This is a genomic window from Parvibaculum sp. (assembly GCF_040882025.1).
GTDB lineage: Bacteria > Pseudomonadota > Alphaproteobacteria > Parvibaculales > Parvibaculaceae > Parvibaculum.
The window spans coordinates 15,351-39,008 of the sequence record NZ_JBBECC010000010.1; the positions used below are offsets into that span (position 1 = coordinate 15,351).

22 protein-coding genes are annotated in these 23,658 nt (G+C 58.7%); 8 read left to right on the top strand and 14 right to left on the bottom strand.

Annotation, left to right across the window (positions count from 1 at the left end):
- Positions 1-9: 9 nt before the first annotated feature.
- The 6 genes from WEB61_RS00840 to WEB61_RS00865 all read right to left on the bottom strand — a co-directional run bounded on the left by WEB61_RS00840 (position 10) and on the right by WEB61_RS00865 (position 4,930).
- Complete coding sequence (locus tag WEB61_RS00840; protein WP_368062431.1) at positions 10-1,041, bottom strand: universal stress protein; 1,032 nt, start codon at positions 1,039-1,041, stop codon at positions 10-12.
- 148 nt (positions 1,042-1,189) lie between these two features.
- Positions 1,190-1,675, bottom strand: a complete 486-nt coding sequence (locus WEB61_RS00845) for an RT0821/Lpp0805 family surface protein (RefSeq protein WP_368062432.1) — start codon at positions 1,673-1,675, stop codon at positions 1,190-1,192.
- Positions 1,676-1,808: 133 nt separating this feature from the next.
- Complete coding sequence (locus tag WEB61_RS00850) at positions 1,809-2,564, bottom strand: helix-turn-helix domain-containing protein (RefSeq protein ID WP_368062433.1); 756 nt, start codon at positions 2,562-2,564, stop codon at positions 1,809-1,811.
- A 122-nt stretch (positions 2,565-2,686) separates the two neighbouring features.
- Positions 2,687-3,085 (bottom strand): response regulator transcription factor, encoded by a 399-nt coding sequence (locus WEB61_RS00855; protein WP_368062434.1) that lies wholly within the window; start codon positions 3,083-3,085, stop codon positions 2,687-2,689.
- 75 nt (positions 3,086-3,160) lie between these two features.
- Complete coding sequence (gene fixJ / locus WEB61_RS00860) at positions 3,161-3,787, bottom strand: response regulator FixJ (protein ID WP_368062435.1); 627 nt, start codon at positions 3,785-3,787, stop codon at positions 3,161-3,163.
- A 9-nt stretch (positions 3,788-3,796) separates the two neighbouring features.
- On the bottom strand, positions 3,797-4,930 hold the full coding sequence (locus WEB61_RS00865) for a sensor histidine kinase (RefSeq protein ID WP_368062436.1): 1,134 nt from the start codon (positions 4,928-4,930) through the stop codon (positions 3,797-3,799).
- A gap of 289 nt (positions 4,931-5,219) precedes the next feature.
- Here WEB61_RS00865 and WEB61_RS00870 point away from each other — a divergent pair, with 289 nt between their 5' ends.
- Both WEB61_RS00870 and WEB61_RS00875 read left to right on the top strand, forming a co-directional pair.
- Complete coding sequence (locus tag WEB61_RS00870; protein ID WP_368062437.1) at positions 5,220-6,056, top strand: universal stress protein; 837 nt, start codon at positions 5,220-5,222, stop codon at positions 6,054-6,056.
- 35 nt (positions 6,057-6,091) lie between these two features.
- Positions 6,092-6,310: a ChaB family protein gene (locus WEB61_RS00875; RefSeq protein ID WP_368062438.1), complete on the top strand. Its 219-nt coding sequence runs from the start codon at positions 6,092-6,094 to the stop codon at positions 6,308-6,310.
- A 6-nt stretch (positions 6,311-6,316) separates the two neighbouring features.
- Here the strand turns inward: WEB61_RS00875 and WEB61_RS00880 are convergent, their stop codons facing one another.
- The gene (locus WEB61_RS00880) at positions 6,317-6,934 is read right to left on the bottom strand and encodes an Hsp20/alpha crystallin family protein (RefSeq protein ID WP_368062439.1); all 618 of its coding nucleotides are present in this window, start codon (positions 6,932-6,934) and stop codon (positions 6,317-6,319) included.
- Positions 6,935-6,987: 53 nt separating this feature from the next.
- Here WEB61_RS00880 and WEB61_RS00885 point away from each other — a divergent pair, with 53 nt between their 5' ends.
- Complete coding sequence (locus WEB61_RS00885; protein ID WP_368062440.1) at positions 6,988-7,431, top strand: DUF2267 domain-containing protein; 444 nt, start codon at positions 6,988-6,990, stop codon at positions 7,429-7,431.
- A gap of 48 nt (positions 7,432-7,479) precedes the next feature.
- Here WEB61_RS00885 and WEB61_RS00890 read toward each other — a convergent pair whose 3' ends face one another.
- Positions 7,480-7,899 carry a CBS domain-containing protein gene (locus tag WEB61_RS00890; RefSeq protein WP_368062459.1) on the bottom strand — a complete coding sequence of 140 codons (420 nt, stop codon included), beginning with the start codon at positions 7,897-7,899 and terminating at the stop codon, positions 7,480-7,482.
- 101 nt (positions 7,900-8,000) lie between these two features.
- Positions 8,001-8,405, bottom strand: a complete 405-nt coding sequence (locus WEB61_RS00895; RefSeq protein ID WP_368062441.1) for a DUF3775 domain-containing protein — start codon at positions 8,403-8,405, stop codon at positions 8,001-8,003.
- 172 nt (positions 8,406-8,577) lie between these two features.
- Between WEB61_RS00895 and WEB61_RS00900 the strand changes: the two genes are divergently transcribed.
- A complete protein-coding gene (locus WEB61_RS00900) occupies positions 8,578-9,150 on the top strand; it encodes an HPF/RaiA family ribosome-associated protein (protein ID WP_368062442.1) in 573 nt (190 codons plus the stop codon).
- A 560-nt stretch (positions 9,151-9,710) separates the two neighbouring features.
- Here WEB61_RS00900 and WEB61_RS00905 read toward each other — a convergent pair.
- The 4 genes from WEB61_RS00905 to WEB61_RS00920 form a co-directional block, all read right to left on the bottom strand.
- Positions 9,711-10,391, bottom strand: a complete 681-nt coding sequence (locus WEB61_RS00905) for a phosphoribosyltransferase (protein ID WP_368062443.1) — start codon at positions 10,389-10,391, stop codon at positions 9,711-9,713.
- A gap of 1 nt (position 10,392) precedes the next feature.
- Entirely contained in the window at positions 10,393-11,046 is a 654-nt protein-coding gene (locus WEB61_RS00910; protein WP_368062444.1) for a dienelactone hydrolase family protein, read from the bottom strand.
- A gap of 3 nt (positions 11,047-11,049) precedes the next feature.
- Positions 11,050-12,393: an erythromycin esterase family protein gene (locus WEB61_RS00915; protein WP_368062445.1), complete on the bottom strand. Its 1,344-nt coding sequence runs from the start codon at positions 12,391-12,393 to the stop codon at positions 11,050-11,052.
- A gap of 93 nt (positions 12,394-12,486) precedes the next feature.
- Entirely contained in the window at positions 12,487-12,657 is a 171-nt protein-coding gene (locus WEB61_RS00920) for a hypothetical protein (RefSeq protein ID WP_368062446.1), read from the bottom strand.
- 14 nt (positions 12,658-12,671) lie between these two features.
- Between WEB61_RS00920 and WEB61_RS00925 the strand changes: the two genes are divergently transcribed.
- From WEB61_RS00925 to WEB61_RS00940, 4 genes are all read left to right on the top strand, one after another.
- Entirely contained in the window at positions 12,672-12,917 is a 246-nt protein-coding gene (locus tag WEB61_RS00925) for a hypothetical protein (protein WP_368062447.1), read from the top strand.
- 78 nt (positions 12,918-12,995) lie between these two features.
- Positions 12,996-13,190 carry a hypothetical protein gene (locus WEB61_RS00930; protein ID WP_368062448.1) on the top strand — a complete coding sequence of 65 codons (195 nt, stop codon included), beginning with the start codon at positions 12,996-12,998 and terminating at the stop codon, positions 13,188-13,190.
- A 258-nt stretch (positions 13,191-13,448) separates the two neighbouring features.
- Positions 13,449-20,912 (top strand): SDR family NAD(P)-dependent oxidoreductase, encoded by a 7,464-nt coding sequence (locus WEB61_RS00935; protein ID WP_368062449.1) that lies wholly within the window; start codon positions 13,449-13,451, stop codon positions 20,910-20,912.
- Complete coding sequence (locus WEB61_RS00940; protein ID WP_368062450.1) at positions 20,909-22,267, top strand: aminotransferase class I/II-fold pyridoxal phosphate-dependent enzyme; 1,359 nt, start codon at positions 20,909-20,911, stop codon at positions 22,265-22,267. Before WEB61_RS00935 ends, WEB61_RS00940 begins: the two co-directional genes overlap by 4 nt.
- Positions 22,268-22,685: 418 nt before the next feature.
- On the opposite strand, the gene WEB61_RS00945 is transcribed toward WEB61_RS00940, so the two are convergent.
- Positions 22,686-23,537, bottom strand: coding sequence for a hypothetical protein (locus WEB61_RS00945; protein WP_368062451.1), 852 nt, complete (start codon positions 23,535-23,537; stop codon positions 22,686-22,688).
- Positions 23,538-23,658: the final 121 nt, after the last annotated feature.

Genomic DNA, 23,658 nt, shown 5'->3' on the forward strand with positions numbered 1-23,658 from the left:
CGGGCACGGTCAATGTCCGGTGTGACGAGACAGCCGCGTGTCGACGTCGCGAAGACCCATATCACCTGTCCTCGATGCGCGAGTTTCACTTTGCACGATCAAAAGCGGCGCAGCGGTATGATTTACAAGATGGGCGGTCACGCGGCCATAAGGAACGTCGGCACGGGCCGCATGGCCTTGCGCCGAGAGGACAACCAGATCGGCATTGTTGGCGATCAGGTGAGATAGATTGCCCCGAACGTCGCCTCGCTTGAGAACCGCCCTGGTCGGAACACCGCTTGCGGCGAGACGCATTCGCAATCGGTCAAGATAGTCTCGGGCAACGCGCTCGTTTCGCGCGGCCAGCCGCTCCTGCAGGTCGATATCCTCCTTGTCGAGCGGTCCAGTTTCGGTCAATTCCGGCACGGGGACGACGTGCGCCAGGACAAGTTCGGCGCCATTCGCCTTCGCTATGCGAACGGCCAGCGGAAGAACGCTTTCCGCCCGGCAGGAGCCGTCGACGGGCACAAGCAGTCGCCGGTAGGGAATAGTGTCCGAACGGGCCGAAGAAGGCACGAGAAGGATAGATCCGGCGCCTCTCTCCATGACCCGACGGACCGTGCTGCCTAAACTCCATCCCGTTGCCCCGCCCTCACCATGCGTACCAAGCACGGTGAGATCCGACCTGTGCTCATGCGTCCAGAGCGCAATCTGCTCCGCCGCGCCGCCTTCGATAACCTCGATATCGACACGCCCGCCGTCGCGCGCGCAAGCCTGTGCAAGACGCGCGGTCTGCCCTTGAGCCTCGCGCCGGCGGATCTTCCGCTCGACCGGATCAGACGGACCGTTGTTTTCCGGGGACCTAACCTCCAGCACGCGCAGCAGTATGAAAGGCGCATCCAGTGCGCTCGCAACGGCGAGCCCGTGCGACAAAACCTTGGGCGTGAATTCAGACCTGTCCACGCAAGCCACGACACGCGCAAAAGAAGTTTGCGCACCCGAAGCTGCTGCAACGGCATGTTCAGGTGAGCTTCGTTCCGGATTTACGGAAGATGCAGACATGGCTTACCTTCCTTTCGCCCACGTCGCGCGAGCGCATCAATGTGGATCGCGTTCGATGCACGGAGGTTAACGGCACGCCCCGAGCGCTACCTTGATACGGATCAATAACGCATCGAATTTCGAACACACCCGGGCCGCCAATGGTCGATTAGTTGCGAATCTGCCAAGAGCCGTCCTGCTGGCGGCATGCCGTACCATATGCCTGCTCGCTTCTTCCGCCGACATTGATCGTCTGGGTGTATTCGCGGCACTGCAGCCCACCCTGCTGATAGGCCGGCTGAGGAACGACAGCGCCATAGTGGCCCGTGTCCGGGTTAATCCAGCGCGCGGGATGTCCGGAGGGACCCGATTCCAGCGCGCGGTACGTCGTCTGCGCCATATAAGCCCGGTCCGCGCGATCGAGGGATTTGCCGATCTCGCTGCCGACGATGGCACCCAACAGGACACCTGCACCCGTTGCCCAGAGGCGGCCGGAACCGCCACCGACCTGAGAGCCGAGCAAACCGCCAGCCACCGCGCCACCCAGCGTTCCAACGCTCTGTTTCGGGCCCGCGCCGCCATACATATTCTGATCACAAGCTGCAAGAACCGACAGAGAAACGATACCGACGAGAAGTCCTTTAATGAGATTCATGGTGTGCTCCATGGTCAATCGCAGTGGATGGGATCGGAGAGTTCCGCCGAAACGGAACTCCCCTTTACTGCCGCCGTTCGGGGGGGCGCCCGGGGGGGGAGGGCAGCGGCAATGTCATCCCATTAGCCGGCAACTACGTCTTGCCTGAAGCCATGGCGTGAAGGACAGCGGCATTTTCGACAACAATCTCGCGTGTGGTCGGCGCGACAATGATACCGGCGCGCTTCAGATCGCTAAGCGCCCGGCAAACCGTCTCAATTGTGAGACCGAGATAGTCCGCAATGTCCTGCCGTCCCATCGGAAGGTCCAGACGATCGCCGTTGCTTCCTTCATATCCCTGCCGTTTCAGCATCAGGAGGAGAAAGGACGCAACACGCTCCCTGACCGTTTGCCGGCCAAGCATCAGGATGTGATCCTGCGCGGACGAGAGATTTCGATGGAGCAGCGCTGTCAGATGCTCCCGGAGGCTCGATGAAACCTGCTCCAGACGCTCAATTTGCTTCCGAGGATAACGAACGAGAACCACGTCGCTCACCGCTTCCGCGGTCAACGCATACTCATCGGTCCATGCGAAACCGAAATAATCGTTCGGAAGGCAAAAATCCGCAATCTGCCGACGACCGTCGGAAAACAGCTTGCACAGCCGCACGGCGCCGCTCGCCACTCGATAGGAGAACATCGCGCAATCGCCGTCGTTGAAAATCGTCTCGTTACGACTGAATTTCAGGGCCGCACCGACGCCCTGCAGCGAGGAGATATCGCTGCGAGCCGTGGCTTCGTCATGGCCAAGCGATTCAAGATGCTGAGATGTATTTCCGCGACGCCCGCTTGTGCGCGGAGGAATGTAGGAGAGATATGCGGGATGGGTAGCGTTGACCGTGACGGACATTCGGGACCCCTTTTCACATGGCACTCAGCCCAACGGCCTCGTGCTTCTGCAATTGAGTAACCATGTCACGATTTTTTTTTGCGAAAAATTAGGGAATCTACGTAGCGCGACAATCGATCGGCTCAGTCGGCCGCACGATCCATAAGGGCCTGCCTTATCGTTTGCGCCAGATCCTCGTCGTTCACCGGCTTCTCGAGAAGAGCCCGCGCACCGGCGCGCATTACCCGCTCCCGCAACTGCGGATCGGCCCGCCCCGTGAGAACGATCGTGGGCAAGGAAATTTCCGACTCCCTCAGATGTTCCAGCAATTCGGCGCCGCTCATGCCCGGCATATGCAGGTCGAGCAACAGACAGCAGGAAAGGCCATCGCGTTCGCGCGACCGGTCATCGTCGAGAAAATGATGTGCGGATGGATAGTCCCGCACGGTCAGACCATATGACTCGAAAAGAGCGCGGGTGGAATCCCGTACAGCGTCGTCATCGTCCACGACGTAGATTGTTACCGTACCGAGATTCTTCACTACCGTCTCCAGACGATCGCCTTGGCCGCGACGAAAGATAGAGGAGAAGCATGGTTCGCGAAATACGTAGTTTGCCTAGGTTTCACCGGCGGGAGAGACACCGGCCTCCAGTGCCATACGTACGAGGTCGGATAAATTCCGTGCCTGCATTTTCTCCGTCAGGTTCGCGCGATGCACTTCAACCGTTCGGGGCGAAATGCCCAGTTCATAAGCGATGACTTTGTTGGGGTGGCCCGCGATAAGGCCTTCCAGAACCTGTCTTTCGCGTCGGGTAAGGCTGGCCACCCGATCAATCGCCATCTGCGAGAAATTCGCATGGCTTTTTAATTTTCGACCGGATTCAAGCGCACGCTCCACACTGTCGAGCAGCAACTGATCGTCAAAGGGTTTCTCAATAAAATCGACGGCCCCGGCCTTCATCGCGCGCACAGCGAGTGGCACATCGCCATGACCGGTTATGACGACAACCGGCAGTTCGATGCGCCGGCGGACCAGCTCTTCCTGAAGCCCAAGCCCGTCCATATCCGGCATTCGGATATCCGCGACGAGGCAACCCGGCCGTGACGGCTTATAGGCATCGAGAAATGCGGCGGCCGAACCGAAATCATCGACGTGAAACGCGGCCGCTTCCAGCAATGCGCGAAGAGACTCGCGCACTGCATCATCGTCGTCGACGACAAAAACTGTTTCCCCCGGTTTCATCGTTCTGTTCTATGCATCCATGGCAGGCAACCGAAAGCAGAAAGTCGTACCGCCGCTCTCGTTCGGTGTCGCCGACAGGAGGCCGCCGTGACCGTTGACGATGGACTGGCAGATCGACAGGCCTATGCCCATTCCTTTCTCCTTCGTCGTGACAAAGGGTTGGAATAGCCGGCTTGCCACCTCATCCGGCAAACCCGGTCCCGTGTCGGAAAAGGAAGCATAAACATAACCGTTCTCCTCAAGGCCGGTTTTTATCGTCAACTCGCGAACGCTTACCTCCTGCAAGGCTTCAACAGCGTTCCGTACGAGATTCAGGACTACCTGTTGTATCTGTATGCGGTCCATGAGCACCGGGGGAATACTCCGGTCGAAATTCAGGGTAACGCCGATGTTCGCATCCGATGCCCCGACAAGAGCAAGGGAGATCGCTTCCTCGATCGTTTTGTTCACATCTTCATGCGCGTGACGCGCATCCCGTTTCTCGACGAAATCGCGCAGACGCCGGATGATTTCTCCGGCACGTGTGGTCTGACCGGCGGCCTTGTCCATCATTTCTCGCGCCCGAACAACGGCCGGGTCGTCAAGCGCGGTGACAGTTCGCTGCGCCGCACGCAAATAATTCATAATAGCTGTAAGGGGCTGGTTGAGCTCATGGGCGAGCGCCGACGTCATCTGCCCCATCTCGTTCAGTCGCGAAACATGCGCAAGTTCGGACTGCACTTCCTGCAGACGGCTTGCTGCATTGTGCCGTTCCGTTATGTCGTGAATGATTCCTACAAAGATGCGCTCATTTTCGAGCCGGCCCTCGCCGACCGAAAGGTACATCGGGAAGGTCGAGCCGTCCTTGTTCTGGCCTAACACCTCACGGCCAATGCCGATGATCTTGCGCTCGCCGGTCGTCCGATATGCATCAATGTAGCCGTCGTGTTGCTCGCGGTATGGCGACGGCATCAGCATCTTGATGTTGCGGCCGAGCACCTCTTCCGGCACGTAACCAAAAAGGCGCTCACAGGCCTTGTTGTAGAGACGCACATTGCCGACGGCATCAATGACGATGATGCCGTCCACTGCCGTGTTGATGAGCACCTGGAAAAGCGCAGCGTTTTCCGCGTCCTTAAACGGCGCATCCATGCCGGTTTTCATCGTCCGCCGCCCAGTCAATGGGAACTAAGGTTTCACACTACCATGCTGTTTTTGAGGCCACCACTGAATCACGCAGATTGCCGCGTGGGCCGCGCGGGCTGTTCAAGTTCGAGACATTCCCAGATCCACGATCCCCCTGCGTCAAAACTCACAATCGGGGCCGCCGGAGTTGACCTCGATCAAGGCTTGAGGCCGCTCGCCTCTGCAATATCGAAAGTATCGAGACGAGCGAAGGCAATTTCCGATGATCAAGTCAATTCTCGTGCCTGTTGCGGGCCAAAAAAACGATGTGACAACACTCCGTATGGCTCGGGAGCTGGCGTTGCATTTCGACGCTCATCTCGATTTCCTCCACATCCGGTCAGACCCTGCGCAACTCCTCACATCTGGTGCAACCTTTCCAATGGGCGCCGGTATGGTCGTTGGCGGCGTGGTCGATGCGTTGCGGCAAGAGGAAGAAGAGAAGGCCAAAGCCGCACGCGCTCATTTCGACGATTTTTGCGGGCTTCAGGACATATCGATCTGCGACACCCCGCCGGGTCCGGGGCGCATTTCGGCCGCGTGGCACGAGGCGACGGGCGCGGAGGCCGATCTTCTCACTGCCTGGGCGCGAACGCGGGACGCTCTGATCCTGAGGCCCCAGTTGCCGGAGGGCGGTTTCGACCTGTTTTCGACCGGATCCATTCTCCTCGGCTGCGGTCGTCCCGTATTTCTTCCCGGTCCGATCGAGTCGACAAAACCGGCAAGACCGGCGACAGGCACGCTTGCCGTTGCCTGGAAGGATACGCCAGAGGCCGCCAGGGCCGTCACCGCCGCCATGCCGTTTCTAGAAAAAGCGAAAAAGATCGTCGTGATTTCAGCCGTCGAAGCCGGTGATACAACACCGCGCCATCCAGAGAGGCTTGTTCGGCAGCTAGGCTGGCACGGCCTCGACGTGGAAGGCCGGACCGTCACGCCGGCAGGCCGTTCGGCGCCCGATACCGTGATGCTCGAGGCAGCAGCGACCGGCGCGGATTTCATGATCATGGGTTGCTATGGCCATAGCCGGCTCAGGGAGTTTGTCTTTGGCGGTTTCACACGCGAGGTTCTCCGAGGCGCGTCGCTGCCGATTTTCACTTTCCACTAGATACGCGCCGAAGCGCGAACAGAAGGACATCGGCGATGCCCTACCGCACCAATGTCGACCTCCCTGCCGCCATCCGCGAACATCTTCCGACGCACGCCCAGGATATTTTCCGCAACGCTTACAATAACGCCTGGAAACACTACCAGTTCGAGGGCGACCGCCGCGAGGAGATCGCCCACCGTGTTGCCTGGGCCGCGGTCAAGAAGAAGTACCGAAAAATGGAAGGCCATTGGCTTGCCAAGGACAAGGTCTGACGACGATCAGGCTGCCTTCACCGCGATCTTCTTGCATGCCTTCTTGAGGTCGGCCGGCTTTGGCACTTCGACCTTCAGCACACCCTTGGAGAACGACGCCTTGACGGCGTCGGATTCGGCCTGAAACGGCATACGAACAGTACGCTCGAACGATCCCCATGACCGTTCCTTCAAATAGTAATCCTTCTTCTTTTCCTCATGTTCCTCTTTCTTCTCGCCTTTTATCGAGAGCAAATCGCCGGTCAATGTCACCTCGACGTCCTTTTCGTCCATACCCGGCAATTCGGCAGTCACCGTCATGCCGTCGTCGGATTCCGTCACGTCAAGATGCGGCGAAAGTGTCCCGAATATCGACGGATCCAGGTGCCAGCCAAGTCCATGCGAGAAATCGTCGAAGAGCCGTTCTACATCGCCGCGCAGCCGCCGAAAAATGTCCACCTCGCCGTTCCCTGTTCCGTGCTCGCGCGTAAATCTCTGCAGCGTCATGATCATTGTCTCCCGTGCTGAATCATTTTCGAAGATCAGGATTGCCAGTCTGTTCAGACAGGACAGCTGAATTTCCGAGGCGTCGCCTTGATCACAATCAACGATCGAGAAAATCCATCTCGCGTTGCTCTGGATCAAGGCGCTGCTTCTTGCCGATCTTATGCTGAAGCTTTCTACCGAGGACGCCCACAATGACCACGACTGGACTCGATACATTCGATACGACCATTCACGAGACCAATGCTTGGCTCAAAGATATTATGGAGCGATTGAAAAGCGATAATCGGCGCCTTGCTTATTCGACGCTGCGCTGCACGCTCCATGCGTTACGCGATCGCCTGACGCCCGAAAGCGCTGTCCATTTCGGCGCACAATTGCCGATGCTCGTACGCGGGTTTTACTACGAGGGCTGGCGGCCGTCCGATACGCCGACAAACGAAAAGCATGCGGATGACTTTATCGACCGCGTCGACGAAACGCTCCCCGCAGGGCTCGACGTCGATCCTGAAGCAGCAGTAGTCGCGGCGTTTGCCGTCATGGCTGATCGGCTCGATGCCGGCGAGATCGCCAAGGTCGTTCGCCAATTGCCACGCGACATGCGCAAGCTTTGGCCAGAATCGTTCCACGGCGCATAGGCGGAGAAATACAGGCGGGGGCCGGATGACGGCCCCCGCCTGCGCATTTCAGCCGTGATGGGCCGCCACCGCCGAAGCGATTTCGCCTGAAAGACTTTTCGGAGTCTGGCCCGAGAAATCGCCGAGGCTCAGCATGCCGACCATCCGCTTGTTTTCATCGATGACCGGGAGACGGCGGATTTTCTTGCTCTCCATGAGACGGGCCGCAACCTTGACATCGTCAGTATCACGGCACCATACGACATTCTTGGTCATGACTTTGCGCGCCGTCAGCTTCTTCATGTCTCCGCCATTGGCGGCCGCACGACATGTAATGTCGCGATCCGTCACCATGCCGATCAGGCGGTCGTTCTCACCCACTGGAACTGCACCGATATCCTCGTCCCGCATTTTCTTCGCGATCTTGGACAGGGTCGTGTCCGGCGCTACCCATGTCACGTTGCTGTGCATGATTTCCTTGACCTTCATTGTCCTATCTCCCTGATGGCGGTGAGCGGTGAGTTCCGGCACACCGAGATATTGCCGTTGCCAATCAAAACCCGGCTGAGATGGGGTGGCATTGATCTGCATCACAATCGATTCTTTTCGAAGTCCTCGCAGCTCTCATCGAAGGCTGCGAGCCCCTCTTCCAGATAGTCGCCAAGCAGCGGCAGACCGATCAGATACTCGGCGGTACGCTCGTTGTGCGCCGCACGCGCCTCGTCGAGGGCTTCGTTCCATTCCGAAAATTCATAGGTACCGCGTCCGAGCCATGAAAGAGCGACAAGCTCGACCTGTTCGTCTTCATCCATGCCGCGAATGAACTCGATGAGTTCCTGGCGCGTCGGATCGTCCGCAAAATCCTCCAGAATGTCGGTGCTGCCATCATCCGTGGGATTGGAGCCCGGCGACGGATCGCTGACACCCTCCTTCACATCGAAAGTGCGCGCCTTGACGATGACGTGGCAGACTTTATTTGGGTTGATGGTCAGCATCGCCATTTCTCCATATCACCTGCCAACGGGTTTTGACCTTCGACAGCAAAAGCATCATGCGCCGAAAAACCGCGCGACTCCTTGACCAGGATCAATGCTCGGAGGACCGGCGAAGTGTTCTAAGAGCAAGAACACGACGAGACTCTTCCAATCGACGATAGAGAGATTCCCCATGCAACGACCGGTTTCGATCATCTTTCGCAACATGGATCCCTCGCCCGCTGTTGAGGATCGAATTCGTGAGCACGCAGCGAAACTGGAACATTTGTTTCACCGAATTGTCAGCTGTCAGGTTACCGTGGACGTATCAGGAGACCGTCATCACAAAGGAAAACTCTATCGTGTGGGTGTCACCGTCAGAATCCCGACCGGCGAAATCGCTGTGAGAGGTCCGGGCCCGAAGAACCACGCTCATGAGGACATATACGTCGCCGTACGTGATGCTTTCGATGCCATTGCAAGGCGGCTTGAAGATCGTGCCCGCCGCATGCGCGGCGACGTGAAGTCACATGAAACATCACCACATGGAACAGTGACGAAAATTCTACCTTCCAAAGGGTATGGTTTTATTGAGACCAGCGAGGGTGAAGAAATCTACTTTCATCGGAACAGCGTGATACGCGGAGCCTTCGATGCGCTAACGGTTGGTAGCGAGGTTAGACTGTCGATCGCTGAAGATGAGAGCGAACACGGCGCACAAGCAAGCAGTGTCGTTCCGATCGGCAAACACCACCTCTCGGACTAGGTTGCGGGTCCGTTTCCGCCTTCCACAAAAAGCACCCAAGCGACAAGTAGCGGGCAAGCGACAAGGAAGGCGAGTGCCGGCAGAGCCCACATCACCGGGCCATAGAAAGGCAATATCGTTGCCGTTCCAACGATCCCCATTGCAACCCACAAAGGGACCAGAAAGGGTACACCGGGACCTTCGACCCTACGCTGCGTCGGTGCGCTGCTATTTTCGCGATATGCGGGTCCAGAGGCGCCGACGGTGGCAAATGCGGGAAGAAGAGCGGTCAATCGAGCATTCATATCGATTCTCCTGTGCACGAGCCGCATCGGCCCATGCCAAGCAGCGTGGCGCTTCGGCAGGCACTCGTCATTGATCTCAGTCATATTTGGGTCCTGCAGACCGAGGCTTGTCACCCAGCTGCATCGCGCCCGGCTCCTGATCGCCGAAATCACCCTCGCCCGGCTCGTCCCACCGCCGTCGCTGTCCTTCAAGGCCGGGCAACGCCAACAGGGCACGCTCACCTCGTTGGTCGAGATCGGGCGAATTGCAACGGAGCTATCGCTGCCCGCGTTCCCTCATTGCCGCCAGGTCTTTGCCATTTCCAGTAACGCCACGACTTCGTCGTCGGCAGTCTGACTGAAATCGACATAGTGAAGGCCGACCGCCTGGAACGGCTCCGGCGTCGCAAGGCAGATCACCTCGTCGGCCAGCACATTCATTTCCTCTATCGCTTCCGTGGGCGCGACCGGCACGGCGAGCACGAGCCGTGCAGGACCGTTGCGGCTTATACCTAGAAGTGCCGCCTTCACCGTACTGCCTGTCGCAATACCGTCATCGACCACGATGACGACACGTCCGCCGAGATCGGCCGGCGGGTTACCCTTCTTGTAGGCGTCTCGCCGCCGCTCGATCTCGTCGAGTTCGCGTGCCATCCGCGCCTCGACATAGTCCTTGCTCGCGCCGGTGCGGCGCGCGAGGTCCTCGTTCAGCACGAGCTGCGGGTGCAGCCCGTCCACCACCGCGCCGATGCCGAGTTCGTCATGACCCGGCGCGCCGATCTTGCGCACGAACAGGAGATCGAGCTCCGCGTCCAATGCCTTCGCAACCTCGAACGCGACCGGCACACCGCCGCGCGGCAGCGCGAGGATAACCGGATTGTCTTTTGAATATCCGCGCAAGGCGGCGGCAAGCTGTCGCCCCGCATCGCGGCGATCCTGAAACATGCGGCCCGTAAGGCTCGTTTGTGCCTTCACCACGTCAGCACTCCTCTGCATTCGGCAGATGGGTCAGGAACCAGCGGATCGCGTGATGCACGACCTGATCGAGCGTTCCCGGCTCTTCGAACAGATGGCCCGCGCCGGGGATGATGACGAGCTCCTTCTCCACGCGCAGTTGCCCGAAGGCGTCGCGGTTCATGCCGATTACCGGGCCGTCCAGTCCGCCGACGATGAGCAGCACCGGTGCATGCACATGCACCAGCGCCGGCCCCGCCAGATCCGGCCGTCCGCCGCGCGACACGACGGCAGCGACCCGTGCATCCGGCTCCGCTGCAGCCATCAGCGCCGCCCCGCCGCCCGTGCTAGCGCCGAAATAGCCGACATTCAGATTGCCGGTGTCGGCGCGCTCCGCCGCCCACCGTGTTGCGAGCGACAGCCGGCTTGCCAGAAGCTCGATGTCGAAGACGTTGCGCCTGTCTTTCTCTTCGAGCGGCGTAAGCAGATCGAGAAGCAGCGTCGCGAACCCCGCTTTCCGCAAGGCGGCAGCGACATAATTGTTGCGCGGACTCATGCGTCCACTGCCGCTGCCATGTGCGAAAATCACCAAGCCTTTCGGATCACCCGGGAGAGCAAGATACCCTTGGAGTTTCTGCGGGCCTATCTCGACGACAAGGGGTTCGTGGATGACCACCATTTTTCAGAGTCCAAATGGATAAGTGTCGGGCGCGCCATGCGGGCGCCCGGAGGCTAGCGGCGTCACCGCCGTCGTTTCCTCAAACCAGACATAGGCGTCGAACTGATCGGCGAGCACAGCTTCGAAATAGTGGCTGAGGAATTCCGTCTCCGGCCGGTATATGACGCCGATCGCGCGCTCCAACATCGACTCGCGCAGGGCTTCGGCAAGTTCGCGGCGCGCGGTGCCGCGCCAATCCGTCAACGAGCGGGAGACGCCTGTCTTCCTGAATGCATATTCATAGCTGTCGGTCCGCGCAGGGAGAACGGATTTGAGTTCCATGGCGCCACCCCAATCGCTGGCGGCGGCCACGGTTCCGCGATCCGTTCCGAATCCGATCGCAACCGCGCCGTCTCCGAATGTCGTGCGACAGAGTTCTCCGACGTTGAACTCGCCCTGCCAGCCCATGGAAGTCGCCGCGGCATTGCCGATATGCGAGTTGTGCGCCCACACCACGACGCGGGCGTCGGGGCCTCGCGCCGCGAGAAGCGCCGACAATGTGTCGAACATATGCCGATCCCGCAGGTTCCAGGATTCCGTCGAACCGCGATACATGATCCGGTAGTAATGTTCCGCCGCTCTCACGACGCGTGCGTTCTGCGTCGCATCGAACCAGGCCTCGCCGTCTTCGCGCATATAGTCGAGACGGCGCGCGAGCATGTCGTTTAGCTGCCTGACGACTTCCCCCTCGCAGGTTTCCTTGCCCTGGTAGAGAACCGCGCGGCCGTATTGCGCGGGCTCTTCCTGCCATGGGGTGAGACATCCATAACGTCGCCGCGCGAGGTTCGCCGCTTCGGGATCGACACGGTCGAGATAGGCGAGGACGGCGTGTATGGATTCGCCAAGGCTGTAGACGTCGAGGCCGTTGAACGAAACCCGCGCGGCGGACTGCAACGTTTCGTTGTGGGCGCGCAGCCAGTCGGCGAAAGACATGACTTCCCGGTTGCGCCACATCCAGACGGGAAAACGGGAAAAAGCTTCGCCCCTGCCCGGCCGCGCCGCATGATGGCGCACATAGCGGTCAATATGTGCCGCGTCTGGCCAATCCGCCTCGACGGCCACGATATTGAAGCCGTGGTGCTGGATGAGTTCGCGGGTGATGGCGGCGCGCGCGTTATAGAATTCGGCGGTTCCATGTGACGCCTCGCCGAGCAACACGACGCGCGCGTCGGCAAATCGTGCGAAAAATCCGCCGAATTCTTCCGCCTTCTGAGGTGGCGGCAGAGGTTCCGCATGCGCGCGCAGCACACCGGTGAGCGCCGGTTGATGCGACTTTCGGTGCTCGTGCGCGGTGCGGTAATCGGCCATAATTGTTTATTGTCTTCGTTGACCCGATCGGAATTGAAACAGGTGAGAATGAATGAGACTGATCGACCTTGTGTCCGTGTGGGCCGACCATCCTCAATCCTGGCTGGTGAGCGTCAGGTACATCAGGACGAGATACACGAGGGGAATAAGTATCAACACACCCAACTCAACAACGGCAGGCGCCGGGCAGTTCCCAGCCCACATACGAAAGCCGATGAAGATCACCGAGGCTAAAATGATCCCAATGCCAATATACCATGGCATCAGGCGGTTCCGTTTTGGCGACGCATATTCCATTGGTTCATATCTCTCCAAAAGCCGCGATCTATTTGTTGTTTGAAATTATGACGTCTGATTGTCACGACGACGTTGATCCTGATCAATTGATCAACCGGGAACCCGGTCTTGTGGCCGAGCACGAGCCGGTCGGCATCCAGATGGCCGTTAACGGACCGACGCAAACCGCGATCACGAAGACCGCCGCAATCTCCATCGGGGAAAGACCCGAGAGATTTTACTTCTGACCGATAATAATCAGGAGCTCAATTCATATATTTTTCTCTGAAAATGAGGTCAATTACTATATTTATTAAAATAAATATATGAAATTACTTTACTTTATTGGAGATGATTTTATTTGTGAAATCGACTTTGTACCAGCCATCGTCATGAATATTCGCGACTTTGTTCATCCCGGCCTGCCGGAAACGCCCTGTTCAGCCGCGATCATGCTGCTCTGCCTGGAAGTATTCGATCAAATCAGCAGGCTTGGTGGCTTGCCCGAGGATTTACGATAGAGCTCCCGGTAGCCTTGCTCTAAAATCACGGACTATAACTACGCAATATTGCCGGGGCACCCTGATCGGGGCTCCGCCCGCAATTAACCACAGGAATCTGCTCGGGCTTGTAGCTTCCACGCCGACAACTCCATTATAGTCCGGAGTTGTTCAGCTCAATTCCGAGGAAGAGGTTGTGGACCGGGGCAGCAGCCGGCCATTGGATCGGGGTTATTGAGGGCGTAGCGCTTGGGGGCGTGTGTTAATGAGAGTGGGAACATGAAAAAGACCGACATGGCCGTTGTAGGTATGGCTTGTCGGTTCCCCGGCGGTTGCAACACGCCCGAAGCGTATTGGGACTTGCTCGCAGCCGGCCGCGACGTCGTTACCGAAGTGCCGGCCGACCGCTGGGATCATACGCTCTTCAAGCACCCGAATCGAAAGGCGCCAGGGCGAACCTATACTTTCGCGGCTGGGACACTGGGCGACATTCGGGGTTTCGATGCCGCCTTTTTCGGCATCTCGGCGCGCGAGGCCGACATGATGGATCCCCAGCAGCGGTTGCTGCTGGAGATGGGCTGGGAGGCGCTCGAATCCGCCGGACAGATTCCCAATCATTTCGTCGGCAGAAATTGCGCTGTCTATGTCGGCATTTCCTCCACCGAATATGGCTCGATCCAACAGGGCAACGGCGATGGCATCAACGCCTACACGATGCTCGGCTCCACACTTTCGATCGCCGCCAATCGACTTTCCTATCAGTTCGATTTGCGCGGACCGAGCATGGCCGTCGACACCGCCTGCTCGTCATCGCTCGTCGCACTCAATGAGGCGCTCAACGCGTTGTGGAGCGGGCGTTGCGACATGGCGCTTGTCGGCGGTATAAGTCTGCTTCTCAGCCCCTTGCCTTATATCGGATTTTCGAAAGCAACCATGCTCTCGACCTATGGTCAGTGCAGGGCATTCGGCGAGAAACCTGGCGGCTATGTGCGGGGCGAAGGCGGTGGTGTCGTCGTCATCAAACCCCTGACCGATGCACTTCGCGACGGCGACCCGATCCACGCGGTCATCGAGGGCGCGGGCGTCAATGCAGACGGACACACAAACGGCATCGCGTTGCCGTCGCACGAGACGCAGCGTCTCCTCATCGAGCAGACGATGACCAGGTTCAAAGTGGATCCGGCCGAAATCGACTTCTTCGAAGCGCACGGCACAGGCACCACGGTCGGCGATCCCGCCGAAAGCCGGACCCTCGGTGAAGCAATCGGGCAAAAGCGCAAAGCGGATAGCGGACCCCTTCCTATCGGATCGGCAAAAACAAATATTGGCCACCTGGAGCCAGCGTCGGGCATGGCCGGGCTCATCAAAACGATCATGGCTATCCGCCACCGGTCTGTGCCGCCGTCGCTTCATTCCGAGACGCTCAACCCCGACATCGATTTCGACAGTCTTCGTATTGCGCCGGTGCAGAAACTGACACCGCTGAACGTCACTGGGCGCCCCATCCGCGCGGGTGTCAATTCATTCGGCTTCGGCGGCGCCAACGCGACGGTGTTGCTGCGCGAACATGTCGCTGCACCTGCGACCGCACGCGAGGTCCCGCTGGCGCCACCGCCGCTTTTCCTCTCCGCCAAGTCACCAATGGCACTGCGCGCCATGGCTCGAGACTGGGCAGAGTTCCTGCGGCCGGCCAACCGGGACGATTATTACGATGCCGCGTTCACGGCGGCGTTCCGGCGCGCGCACCTGACAAATCGCGCCGTCATTCGAGGCGACACGGTCGAGGAGATCATCGAACATCTTTCCGCCTTTGCAGAAGAGGCAGACAGCCCGGTCGTGTCAAACGAGACAACCGTTTCCCGTGGAAAGGTCGGCTTCGTCTTCAACGGCAACGGTGCACAATGGCCTGGCATGGGGCGTCAGCTGTATGCCGAGAGCGATGCGTTCCGTCGCGAAGTCGACGCTGTCGATGCGCTCATCAGTGAGATCGCGGGATGGTCGCTTGTCGAAGCGTTGCACGCTGAAGACGTCGAGCAACGACTGCAGCGAACAGAAATCGCGCAGCCCACCTTGTTCGCGCTGCAGGTCGGTCTGGCCCGCTGCCTTGAGATTGAAGGACTGACGCCCTATGCCGTCGCCGGGCACAGTGTCGGCGAGGTCGCTGCCGCTTATTTCGCCGGCGCTTTCGATCTTGCCCAAGCCACGCGGCTGATCGTCGCTCGATCCGAGGCACAAGGGCGCACGCGCGGCGATGGACGCATGGCGGCGGCAGGCATTTCGCCGGAACAGGCGCTGGAAATCGAGGAAGAGTTCGGCGGCAAGGTTGAACTCGCCGCGATCAACACGTCGACCTCGGTAACGCTGGCGGGCGACGAAGCAACATTGATCTGTTTGGGAGACCGTTTGGCCGCCGACAAGGTCTTCTTTCGTATGCTGGATCTCGACTACGCTTTTCATAGTCGCGCGCTCGATCCCGTTCGCAGCCACTTCCTGAATCGGGTGGGCTCGGTGACGGCGGGCGCGACGAATATTCCCTATTATTCGGCGGTCCTCGGAGACGAAATACCTGGCGCGCATCTCGATACCGAATACTGGTGGAACAACATGCGCCGACCCGTGCGGTTCCGCGACGCCATCGTCACGATGATCGACAGCGGCATCGATGTGCTGATCGAGATCGGTCCGCACAACGTCCTTCAACCTTATCTGCGCCAGATACTGCGCGAAAAAGGAAAAAGCGACGCACCAATCACCAGCATGACCCGCACTTCGCATAGCGCGTCGATGTTGCATCGCGTTGCCGATGCTGTGTTCTGCGCCGGCGCCGAGCCCGATTTCCATAAATCGTTTCCCGTGCACGGACATTGCGTCGAACTACCGAGATACCCGTGGCAGCGTGAAGATCATTGGACGCCGGTGACTGCCGAAGTCGATGGACGCATGTATGCGCATGTCGACGGCCCCCTACTCGGCAGCCGGCCGCAGCGCGGCCATGCACTTTGGGAAAACCAGATCGACGCAGAAATGTTTCCCTTCCTTGCCGACCATAATGTCGGCGGTTCGATCGTCTTCCCGGCGTCGGGTTATGTCGAATGCGTGTTGGAAGCCTCCGCCGCCTTATTCGGTGGTGTACGTCACGATATCGAGACGCTCGAAATTCGTCGCCCGATTGTGCTCGCGCGTGGGCAGATGCTCAATATTCGGCTCACCTATGACGAAGATGACAAAGCTTTCCGAATCGAGACATTGAAGCGTGGAAGCAACGACCCATGGACACTGAACGCCGTGGGTCGCTTGACGGAGCCTCTTGTTGGTGAACACGACGCTCCTACTTTGCCCGAAAAAGGAGCAGCCGCGGGTCATATCTCGCGAGACGACCACCACCGAATTGCCGCAGCGCTTGGGCTCAATTACGGCCCGGCTTTCCGGGCAGTTGAACAGGTCCATGTATCGGGAAATGAATCAATCGCCGAGCTGAAAGCACCAGACGATGTTGTCGGAGAAATCGATAAATTCGTTCTGCACCCAGCCCTTCTCGATAGCTGCCTTCAAACGCTGCTTGCCATTCTGTTCGAAGCAGGCGTGAGGGAGAACAATGCCTATCTGCCGTATCAGTTCAATGGCGTCAGCATATTCCAGCCACACACCCTTGCTGTCAGATGCCACACAAGATTGCGTGTGCGCAGCGAAAAATCACTGGTTGCCGACTTTGCGCTGTTCGACGCGGATGATGCTTGCGTCGCGGCCGTAACCGGATTGCGATTTTTGCGAACTGAACTTCAAAACGCCAGCGTCGGCACACGACGCTTCCGGTTTGAAACACTGCCACTCGATTACGTTTCTGCCGAGTGCGAAACTCCTGATGCAGCGACGCTCGCCGCCGCGCTGGGTTTTGCCGAACGAAACGATGCGATTTCGTCCGCGAGCGATGGCCCCGACCTCGACGCGATTGCCCGCGGCATGCTTATCCGTGACAGCATCGAACAACTAAGCGCCGACGGCGGTTTGAACGGGCACGCCGACACGACGGCGGCACCGTCGAAAGTGAATGGTAAGAGCCGCGACGATATTCGCACCATGGATATGCCGCCAGGCCAGAACGGGCAAAAATTGTGGCAAGATTCATTGGCACGATACCCGGCATATCTGGCTGAACTCAACGCTCTGATGCTGTGTGATGGAGCAACTCCGTATGACAAAGCGCCAGGAAAGCCGAGCGCAGTCAGCCGAGATCACTTGCTGGAAAGTTCGCCGAGCTTCTCGCCAGCACGAGATTTTCTCGCGGAAGCGTTGATCAAGGTCGCGGCGCTCTGGCCGACAAACCGCCGACTTCGGATACTGGAAGTCGGCACAGCGAATGGCCTTGTGCGCGATGCCGCATCCATTTCCACAGCGGGCGCTGTCGACTTCACGATTGTTTCGGACGATGAAACGAAGCTCTCGAACCTCGAAATGGACATTGAGGCTCCGAATGTGCGGTTTCTACACGCAGATCCCGCGGGGCTTCTTTCCGAGAGTGACATGAAGAAACTCGGCGAGTTCGACGTTATTGTTTGTCCGTTGCCTTCGGCGGTCGGCGGCCTGACGCCAGCGCTTAGAGGGAATATCAACGATCTTCTCGCTCCGGGCGGACTGTTGCTCCTCTCGGAGCCCAGGTCTGCTCTCTGGATTGACACCGTCTTTGCGGCTGGCACCTCGATTTTGCAGGCAGAAGCGCAAAGCGACCAGATGGACGCTGAAACGCTTGTCCGTTTCTTCGCAAGCGACGGGTTTTGCAACATTCACACCGTCGCCGCCGGAGATACGACAGTACTGATCGCCGATGCGCCCCGTCCCGGCGACTACCGAACCGCTCCCGCGCGTTCCAGCGTCGACGCCACGGGATCGGGCTGGTTGATCGTTTACGATCCATCCAAGGCGGAGGCCAATAGCGCGCGGGCGCTATGTAATGAGCTGGAGCGGGCCGGCGCGATCACAATACAAGCTCATGCCGGTGAGAACCCCATGCATGACGACGATGCCTTTCCGCTCGACCCGGACGTCGAGATGCAATGGCTGGAGACCTATCTGGCCCTCGCCGGAACCGGCATCGACCTTCATGGCATTGTTCTCTTCGGCGACATGTCGGCCGACGCTCGTCCCGGCTGGAGCGCGTTGCTCGCGGCGCGCGCCATGTCGCATGCCGAGTTCAAGGCGATGCCACGCCTGCATATCGTCACGCGCAATGCATCGAGCTTCCGGGCGACGGACAAAATGAATCTCACACAGGCGCCGCTTTGGGGCGTTGGCCGAGTCATTGCCAACGAGGTGCCGAAAACACGCTTGCGCATGATCGACTTGCAAGGCGATGACCCAACGCAAACGGAGCTCATTGCGGCACTCTGTGCGTCGCTTCTCGACACCGATCCAGAATCTGAACTTGTGCTCAGCACAGAAGGTTCGTTCGCGCCGCGCCTGCGCGTTGTGCCGAATGAAGAGCTAGTGGAAACAGGCCGAATAGCAAGGAAACTGACTTTCGCCACCGGTCGCCTCAATTCGCTGGCATGGCGGCCCTCCGCCATACCGAAGCCAAAGGCGCATGAGATTGTTGTTGCACCGCAAGCCGCCGGTCTCAATTTCCGCGACGTGATGTACGTACTGGGTGTGTTGCCGGAGGAAGCGCTGGAAGCGGGATTTGCCGGACCAAGCGTGGGCATGGAAGCCGCAGGCATCGTGACCGATGTCGGCGAAGGCGTTGCAGGATTTCGCCCGGGCGACGAAGTGTTGTGTTTCGCGCCACATTGCTTCGATAGCCATATCGTGACGCCGGCGACAGCTGCGGCGCTCAAACCTGCCCGCCTGAGCTTCGAAGAAGCCGCCACAATTCCGACTGCCTTTTTCACGGCACAGTACGCGCTCGATCATCTGGCACGTCTGAGAAAAAGCGAACGCGTCGTGATTCATGGTGCGGCCGGCGGTGTCGGCCTGGCTGCCATTCAGGTCGCACGTCGTGTCGGTGCCGAGATTTTCGTGACCGTTGGAACGCCGGAGAAGCGGCGGTTTATGCGGATGCTTGGTATTCCGGAAAATCGGATATTCGACTCGAGATCTCTGCTTTTTGCCGATGAGATCATGAAGGCGACCAACGGTGAAGGCGTGGACGTTGTTCTCAATTCACTCGCAGGAGAGGCAATACATCGGAATCTGGGGCTGCTTCGGCCATTCGGCCGTTTCATGGAGCTCGGCAAGCGCGACTTTTATGAGAACAACCGGATCGGACTGAAGTTTTTTCGGAACAACCTCAGCTATTTCGGTATCGATGCCGACCAACTGATGATCGAGCGGCCGGCATTGGCGCGTGAAATATTCGACGAACTAATCGACCTTTTCGAGAAAGGTACCTATACACCCCTGCCTTATCGAGTGTTCGACGCGAACCGCGTATCGGACGCTTTTCGTCTGATGCAGAAATCCGGTCATACCGGCAAAATACTCATCCGCCCGCCCTCGGCCGGTGCGGAAATACCAAAGCGCAAGAGCGCTGCCTTCCCGGTCCGGCGCGACGCTGCCTGCCTCGTGACCGGCGGCCTTTCGGGATTCGGGCTTGCGACGGCACGGTGGCTCGCACAAAAAGGGGCTGGTAGCCTCGTTCTCATTGGACGTTCCGGCGCCACGAGCGAAGATGCACGCGCAGCAATTGCGGAATTTGAGAAGCTCGGCGTACACGTTATTGCCCGCGCGTGCGATGTGACGGACGTCGGAGCCGTTGGCGCTCTTTTCGACGAAGCGGAGCTGGCGGGCTATCCAATACGCGGCATCGTTCACGCGGCGGCAGTATTCGACGATGCAACAATGGAGACGCTCGATCAACGCCAATACCAGCGCGTTGTTGAGCCGAAGATTCATGGCGCCCTGGTCTTGCACGAAGTCAGCCTTGGACGCGAAATCGATTTCTTCGTGCTCTATTCGTCGATAACCACCGCGTTCGGCAATCCTGGTCAGGCCAATTACGTTGCCGCGAATGCCTTTCTCGAAGCCCTGGCCCAACATCGCCGGGCCACCGGACTGCCAGCTCAGGCAATCGGCTGGGGCGCTATCGGAGATGCGGGCTATCTCGCCCGCAACGAAGATATGCGGGATCAACTTGCCTCAAGACTTGGCGCCGATCCGCTCAGCACCAGCGACGCGATGACGTTTCTCGAGGGGTTCGTCGCTCGCGACGAATCCAATTTCTACGCGGCCGGCATAAACTGGCAGCGCTTGCGCGCAGGACTACCGGTTTTGCAAGCGCGAGTCTTTGGAGAGCTGACATCGAAGATAGAACGAAAGACTGAGGGCGACAGCGCAGACGATATTCTATCGAAATTGTTGACAGTTTCGCCGGAAGAGGCCATTGGCCTGGTATCCGGTGCTCTGGCGGAAGAAATCGGACAGGTTCTGCGTCTGACTCCCGATAAAATCGATCTTGGCAAGTCGGTATTCGACCTGGGTATGGACTCGCTTATGGCTCTCGAATTGAAACTTGGAATCGAGGATCGCTTCGGAATTGAGATTCCGATCATGGCACTTTCTGAAGGCGGCAGCGTCGTATCCCTCTCCGCCCAGATTGTCGCCCAAATTCGCGGCGACAATCTGGAGGACCAATTTACCGGCGACGTGCAATCCATTATCTCTCGTCATATCAATGACGATGATGTTGAAAGTATCCGCAGAACGGACGACACTCGCGATATTTCAACAAGCGAAGATCAGTTCGGCACGTGACAACATCAGATCCCAACGAACCGCGCAGGCTCTCCAAGGAGTCCAAGGAGGAGGCGCTACGGCGCATCCTAAAGAAGCGCCACGATATCTCTGGAGAGATGAACGGCGTCGCCATGCGCGATTCCTCCAGCATTCCTGAGTCCCACTACCGAATCGAAAAATTCGCCGACTACCAAACGCTAATGCTGCAGCAAAGCTTGGCAAAGAAAGTTAATCTTGAAAGCCCGTATTTTCAGGAACACGACATTCTGGCGCGCGATACGACGATTATCGGCGGCAAGGAGTTCATAAACTTCGGAACATATAATTATCTGGATTTGAACGGGCATCCGCGTGTCAACGAAGCGGCATATCAGGCTATGGTCGAGTATGGCACGTCAGCTTCGGCAAGCCGGCTCGTCTCAGGCGAACGACGACCCCACCGGGAACTCGAAGCCAAGATCGCCGAACTCCACGGCACAGCCGCTGCTTTGACGTTCGTGTCGGGCCATGCGACGAATGTTACGACGATCGGCACACTTCTCGGAAAGCGCGATCTTATTCTCCATGACAGGCTAATTCACAATTCGGTGCTGCAGGGAGCGCTTCTCTCCGGCGCACAGCGGCAACCGTTCGACCACAACGACTGGCGCGGTCTGGATGACCTGTTGACCAGATCGCGCCGAAAATTCGAGAAAGTCCTGATTTGCGTCGAAGGTGTCTACTCGATGGACGGAGACATTCCGCCGATGCCCGAGATTATCGAGATCGCGCGCAAGCACAAAGCGCTGACGATGGTCGATGAGGCACATTCCTTCGGCGCTCTCGGTGCGCGGGGCCGCGGCATCGGCGAGCATTTCGGTTTAAAGCCCGGAGATGTCGATATCTGGATGGGAACGCTCTCCAAAACGCTTGCGGGCTGTGGCGGCTATGTGGCCGGCTCCGAAGCGTTGATCATGCTGCTCAAGCACACAGCCTCGGGATTTCTATATTCCGTCGGAATGCCGCCTCCCATGGCGGCAGCATCGCTGGAGGCTTTGCGGATCATGGAGGAGGAGCCGGAGCGAGTGCAGAAGCTTCAGCAAAACGGCAAGCTAATGCTCGATCTTGCCCACGGGGCGGGGCTCAACACGGGCTACGCAATCGGCTCCACGGTTCTGCCCGTTATCACCGGCAGTTCGCTTCTGGCAGTGCGTTTGTCGCGCGCCCTTTTTGAGCGCGGCATCAACGCGCCACCGATCATCTATCCGGCCGTCGAGGAGCGGATCGCTCGGCTACGTTTCTTCCTTTCCAGCGCCCATAGCGAAGATCAAATACGCTATACAATTGCGGAGGTGGCCAGCCAGAAGAAACATCTTGAAACTGCGCCGCTATAGCCCCTAGAGGCCAACAACCGTTTTCCATGATTGTTCGGTCAGACAGACAGCGCTCACTTGCGACCGCCCATTGCCGTCTGCCAGGATAACGCGGCGGCAACGGTCTCCAGTCGCGGAAACATAGTCGGACCCGACATGCACCAACATGCTGTTTCCGGAGGGTGCGACGACGGGCCCTGAGGTGCCGGGCGCCGCATTGACAGCGTAAAGAGCAATCGGATCTCCTGTCAGACCGCTACTGGCGACCTCGCTTGCGGGGCTATGCTCGTTTGACGTCGACGTGGTCTCACAGGCCGCAAGTCCGACCGACAAGACCAAAACGATCAAGAAACCCCGCATACCCCACCTTCTCTCGCATAGGCAAAGACGCCCTTCTTGGCGACGCCGTTAGCTGATCCTAACATAGAAAAATCGATTGTCATGTCGGGCTCCTCGCATGATCCATGGACATGAACCGCCGAAGCGTCGGTGGCGTTTCCACGTTGGTCGGCCAATCGATCGCGGTCGTCAGCCTGTTCCGCAATGCGGCATCCCGTACGAGAGCGATCAAAGCCTCCGACCAAGAGGCCTTGTTGTCAGCCGGCCGCACAACGCCGTTGTGACCGTCCCGAACGACGCTTTCGTATGGCTCGCCTGCCGCAAAGACTCCAACAGCTCCGAAGCGAGCGATGTCGAGATATTTTACCCATGACCTGGCGGCATTGAAGGGTGTCGGCACCAGTGGTGCGAGACCGATATCGAGGCGTGTCGTTTGACTCCTCCGCCAGTATTCGGGCCAAAGCATCGGCGGCAGAACTGTAACCCTCGGCAAGCCAGCGTAGGATCGCCGCGCCTCCCGACCGCCGACAATCTCGAATCCGCAAGTCGGACAATCATCGAGGACCGGGATCATCACATCCCTGAGCCATCGCCGGTCCGCCCGGTGCGTCTTCTGCCCGTGATAAAAGATACTGATGTCGGGCCTTTCATTTGGCGGACGTGCGCTGGGCAATGCGAATCGGGCAGGTGCGGGATCAATGCGATAGACGACGCCTGCCTCGGCATAGCGACGCGCCAGAACGCCGGAGGAAACCCACATTTCGCTTGCAAGCGCTCCTATACGCCGCGCATAGCGGAACCAGAAATGCGCCATGTAGAACCGGTAATGGAGCGGGAGGCTGCTGTCACCGATCGCCCCGACCAGATCGTCGTCAAGCAGATATGCGACGCCCCCGAGACCGCTCCTTGCGCGCTCAAGCGCCGCCAGCGATGCGGTATCGACATATCGCACTACGATTACAAACGCGTTGTCCAGGGCGACGGGTGGTGCTTTTCCCAATATCCAATAGTGTACGGGCAAAGTGGCGTGCCGAAGTCGATCGCGTAGATATATGTCGCAAGTGGGCGAGTGC

Excerpts from the sequence above, each read along its gene's own strand:
- WEB61_RS00920 (WP_368062446.1), bottom strand. The coding sequence starts at position 12,657 with ATGCCATGGTATATTGGCATTGGGATCATTTTAGCCTCGGTGATCTTC.
- WEB61_RS00910 (WP_368062444.1), bottom strand. The coding sequence starts at position 11,046 with ATGGTGGTCATCCACGAACCCCTTGTCGTCGAGATAGGCCCGCAGAAA.
- WEB61_RS00930 (WP_368062448.1), top strand. The coding sequence starts at position 12,996 with ATGAAATTACTTTACTTTATTGGAGATGATTTTATTTGTGAAATCGAC.
- WEB61_RS00900 (WP_368062442.1), top strand. The coding sequence starts at position 8,578 with ATGCAACGACCGGTTTCGATCATCTTTCGCAACATGGATCCCTCGCCC.
- WEB61_RS00935 (WP_368062449.1), top strand. The coding sequence starts at position 13,449 with ATGAAAAAGACCGACATGGCCGTTGTAGGTATGGCTTGTCGGTTCCCC.
- WEB61_RS00840 (WP_368062431.1), bottom strand. The coding sequence starts at position 1,041 with ATGTCTGCATCTTCCGTAAATCCGGAACGAAGCTCACCTGAACATGCC.
- WEB61_RS00890 (WP_368062459.1), bottom strand. The coding sequence starts at position 7,899 with ATGAAGGTCAAGGAAATCATGCACAGCAACGTGACATGGGTAGCGCCG.
- WEB61_RS00865 (WP_368062436.1), bottom strand. The coding sequence starts at position 4,930 with ATGAAAACCGGCATGGATGCGCCGTTTAAGGACGCGGAAAACGCTGCG.
- WEB61_RS00875 (WP_368062438.1), top strand. The coding sequence starts at position 6,092 with ATGCCCTACCGCACCAATGTCGACCTCCCTGCCGCCATCCGCGAACAT.
- WEB61_RS00845 (WP_368062432.1), bottom strand. The coding sequence starts at position 1,675 with ATGAATCTCATTAAAGGACTTCTCGTCGGTATCGTTTCTCTGTCGGTT.
- WEB61_RS00895 (WP_368062441.1), bottom strand. The coding sequence starts at position 8,405 with ATGCTGACCATCAACCCAAATAAAGTCTGCCACGTCATCGTCAAGGCG.
- fixJ (WP_368062435.1), bottom strand. The coding sequence starts at position 3,787 with ATGAAACCGGGGGAAACAGTTTTTGTCGTCGACGACGATGATGCAGTG.
- WEB61_RS00915 (WP_368062445.1), bottom strand. The coding sequence starts at position 12,393 with ATGGCCGATTACCGCACCGCGCACGAGCACCGAAAGTCGCATCAACCG.
- WEB61_RS00885 (WP_368062440.1), top strand. The coding sequence starts at position 6,988 with ATGACCACGACTGGACTCGATACATTCGATACGACCATTCACGAGACC.
- WEB61_RS00850 (WP_368062433.1), bottom strand. The coding sequence starts at position 2,564 with ATGTCCGTCACGGTCAACGCTACCCATCCCGCATATCTCTCCTACATT.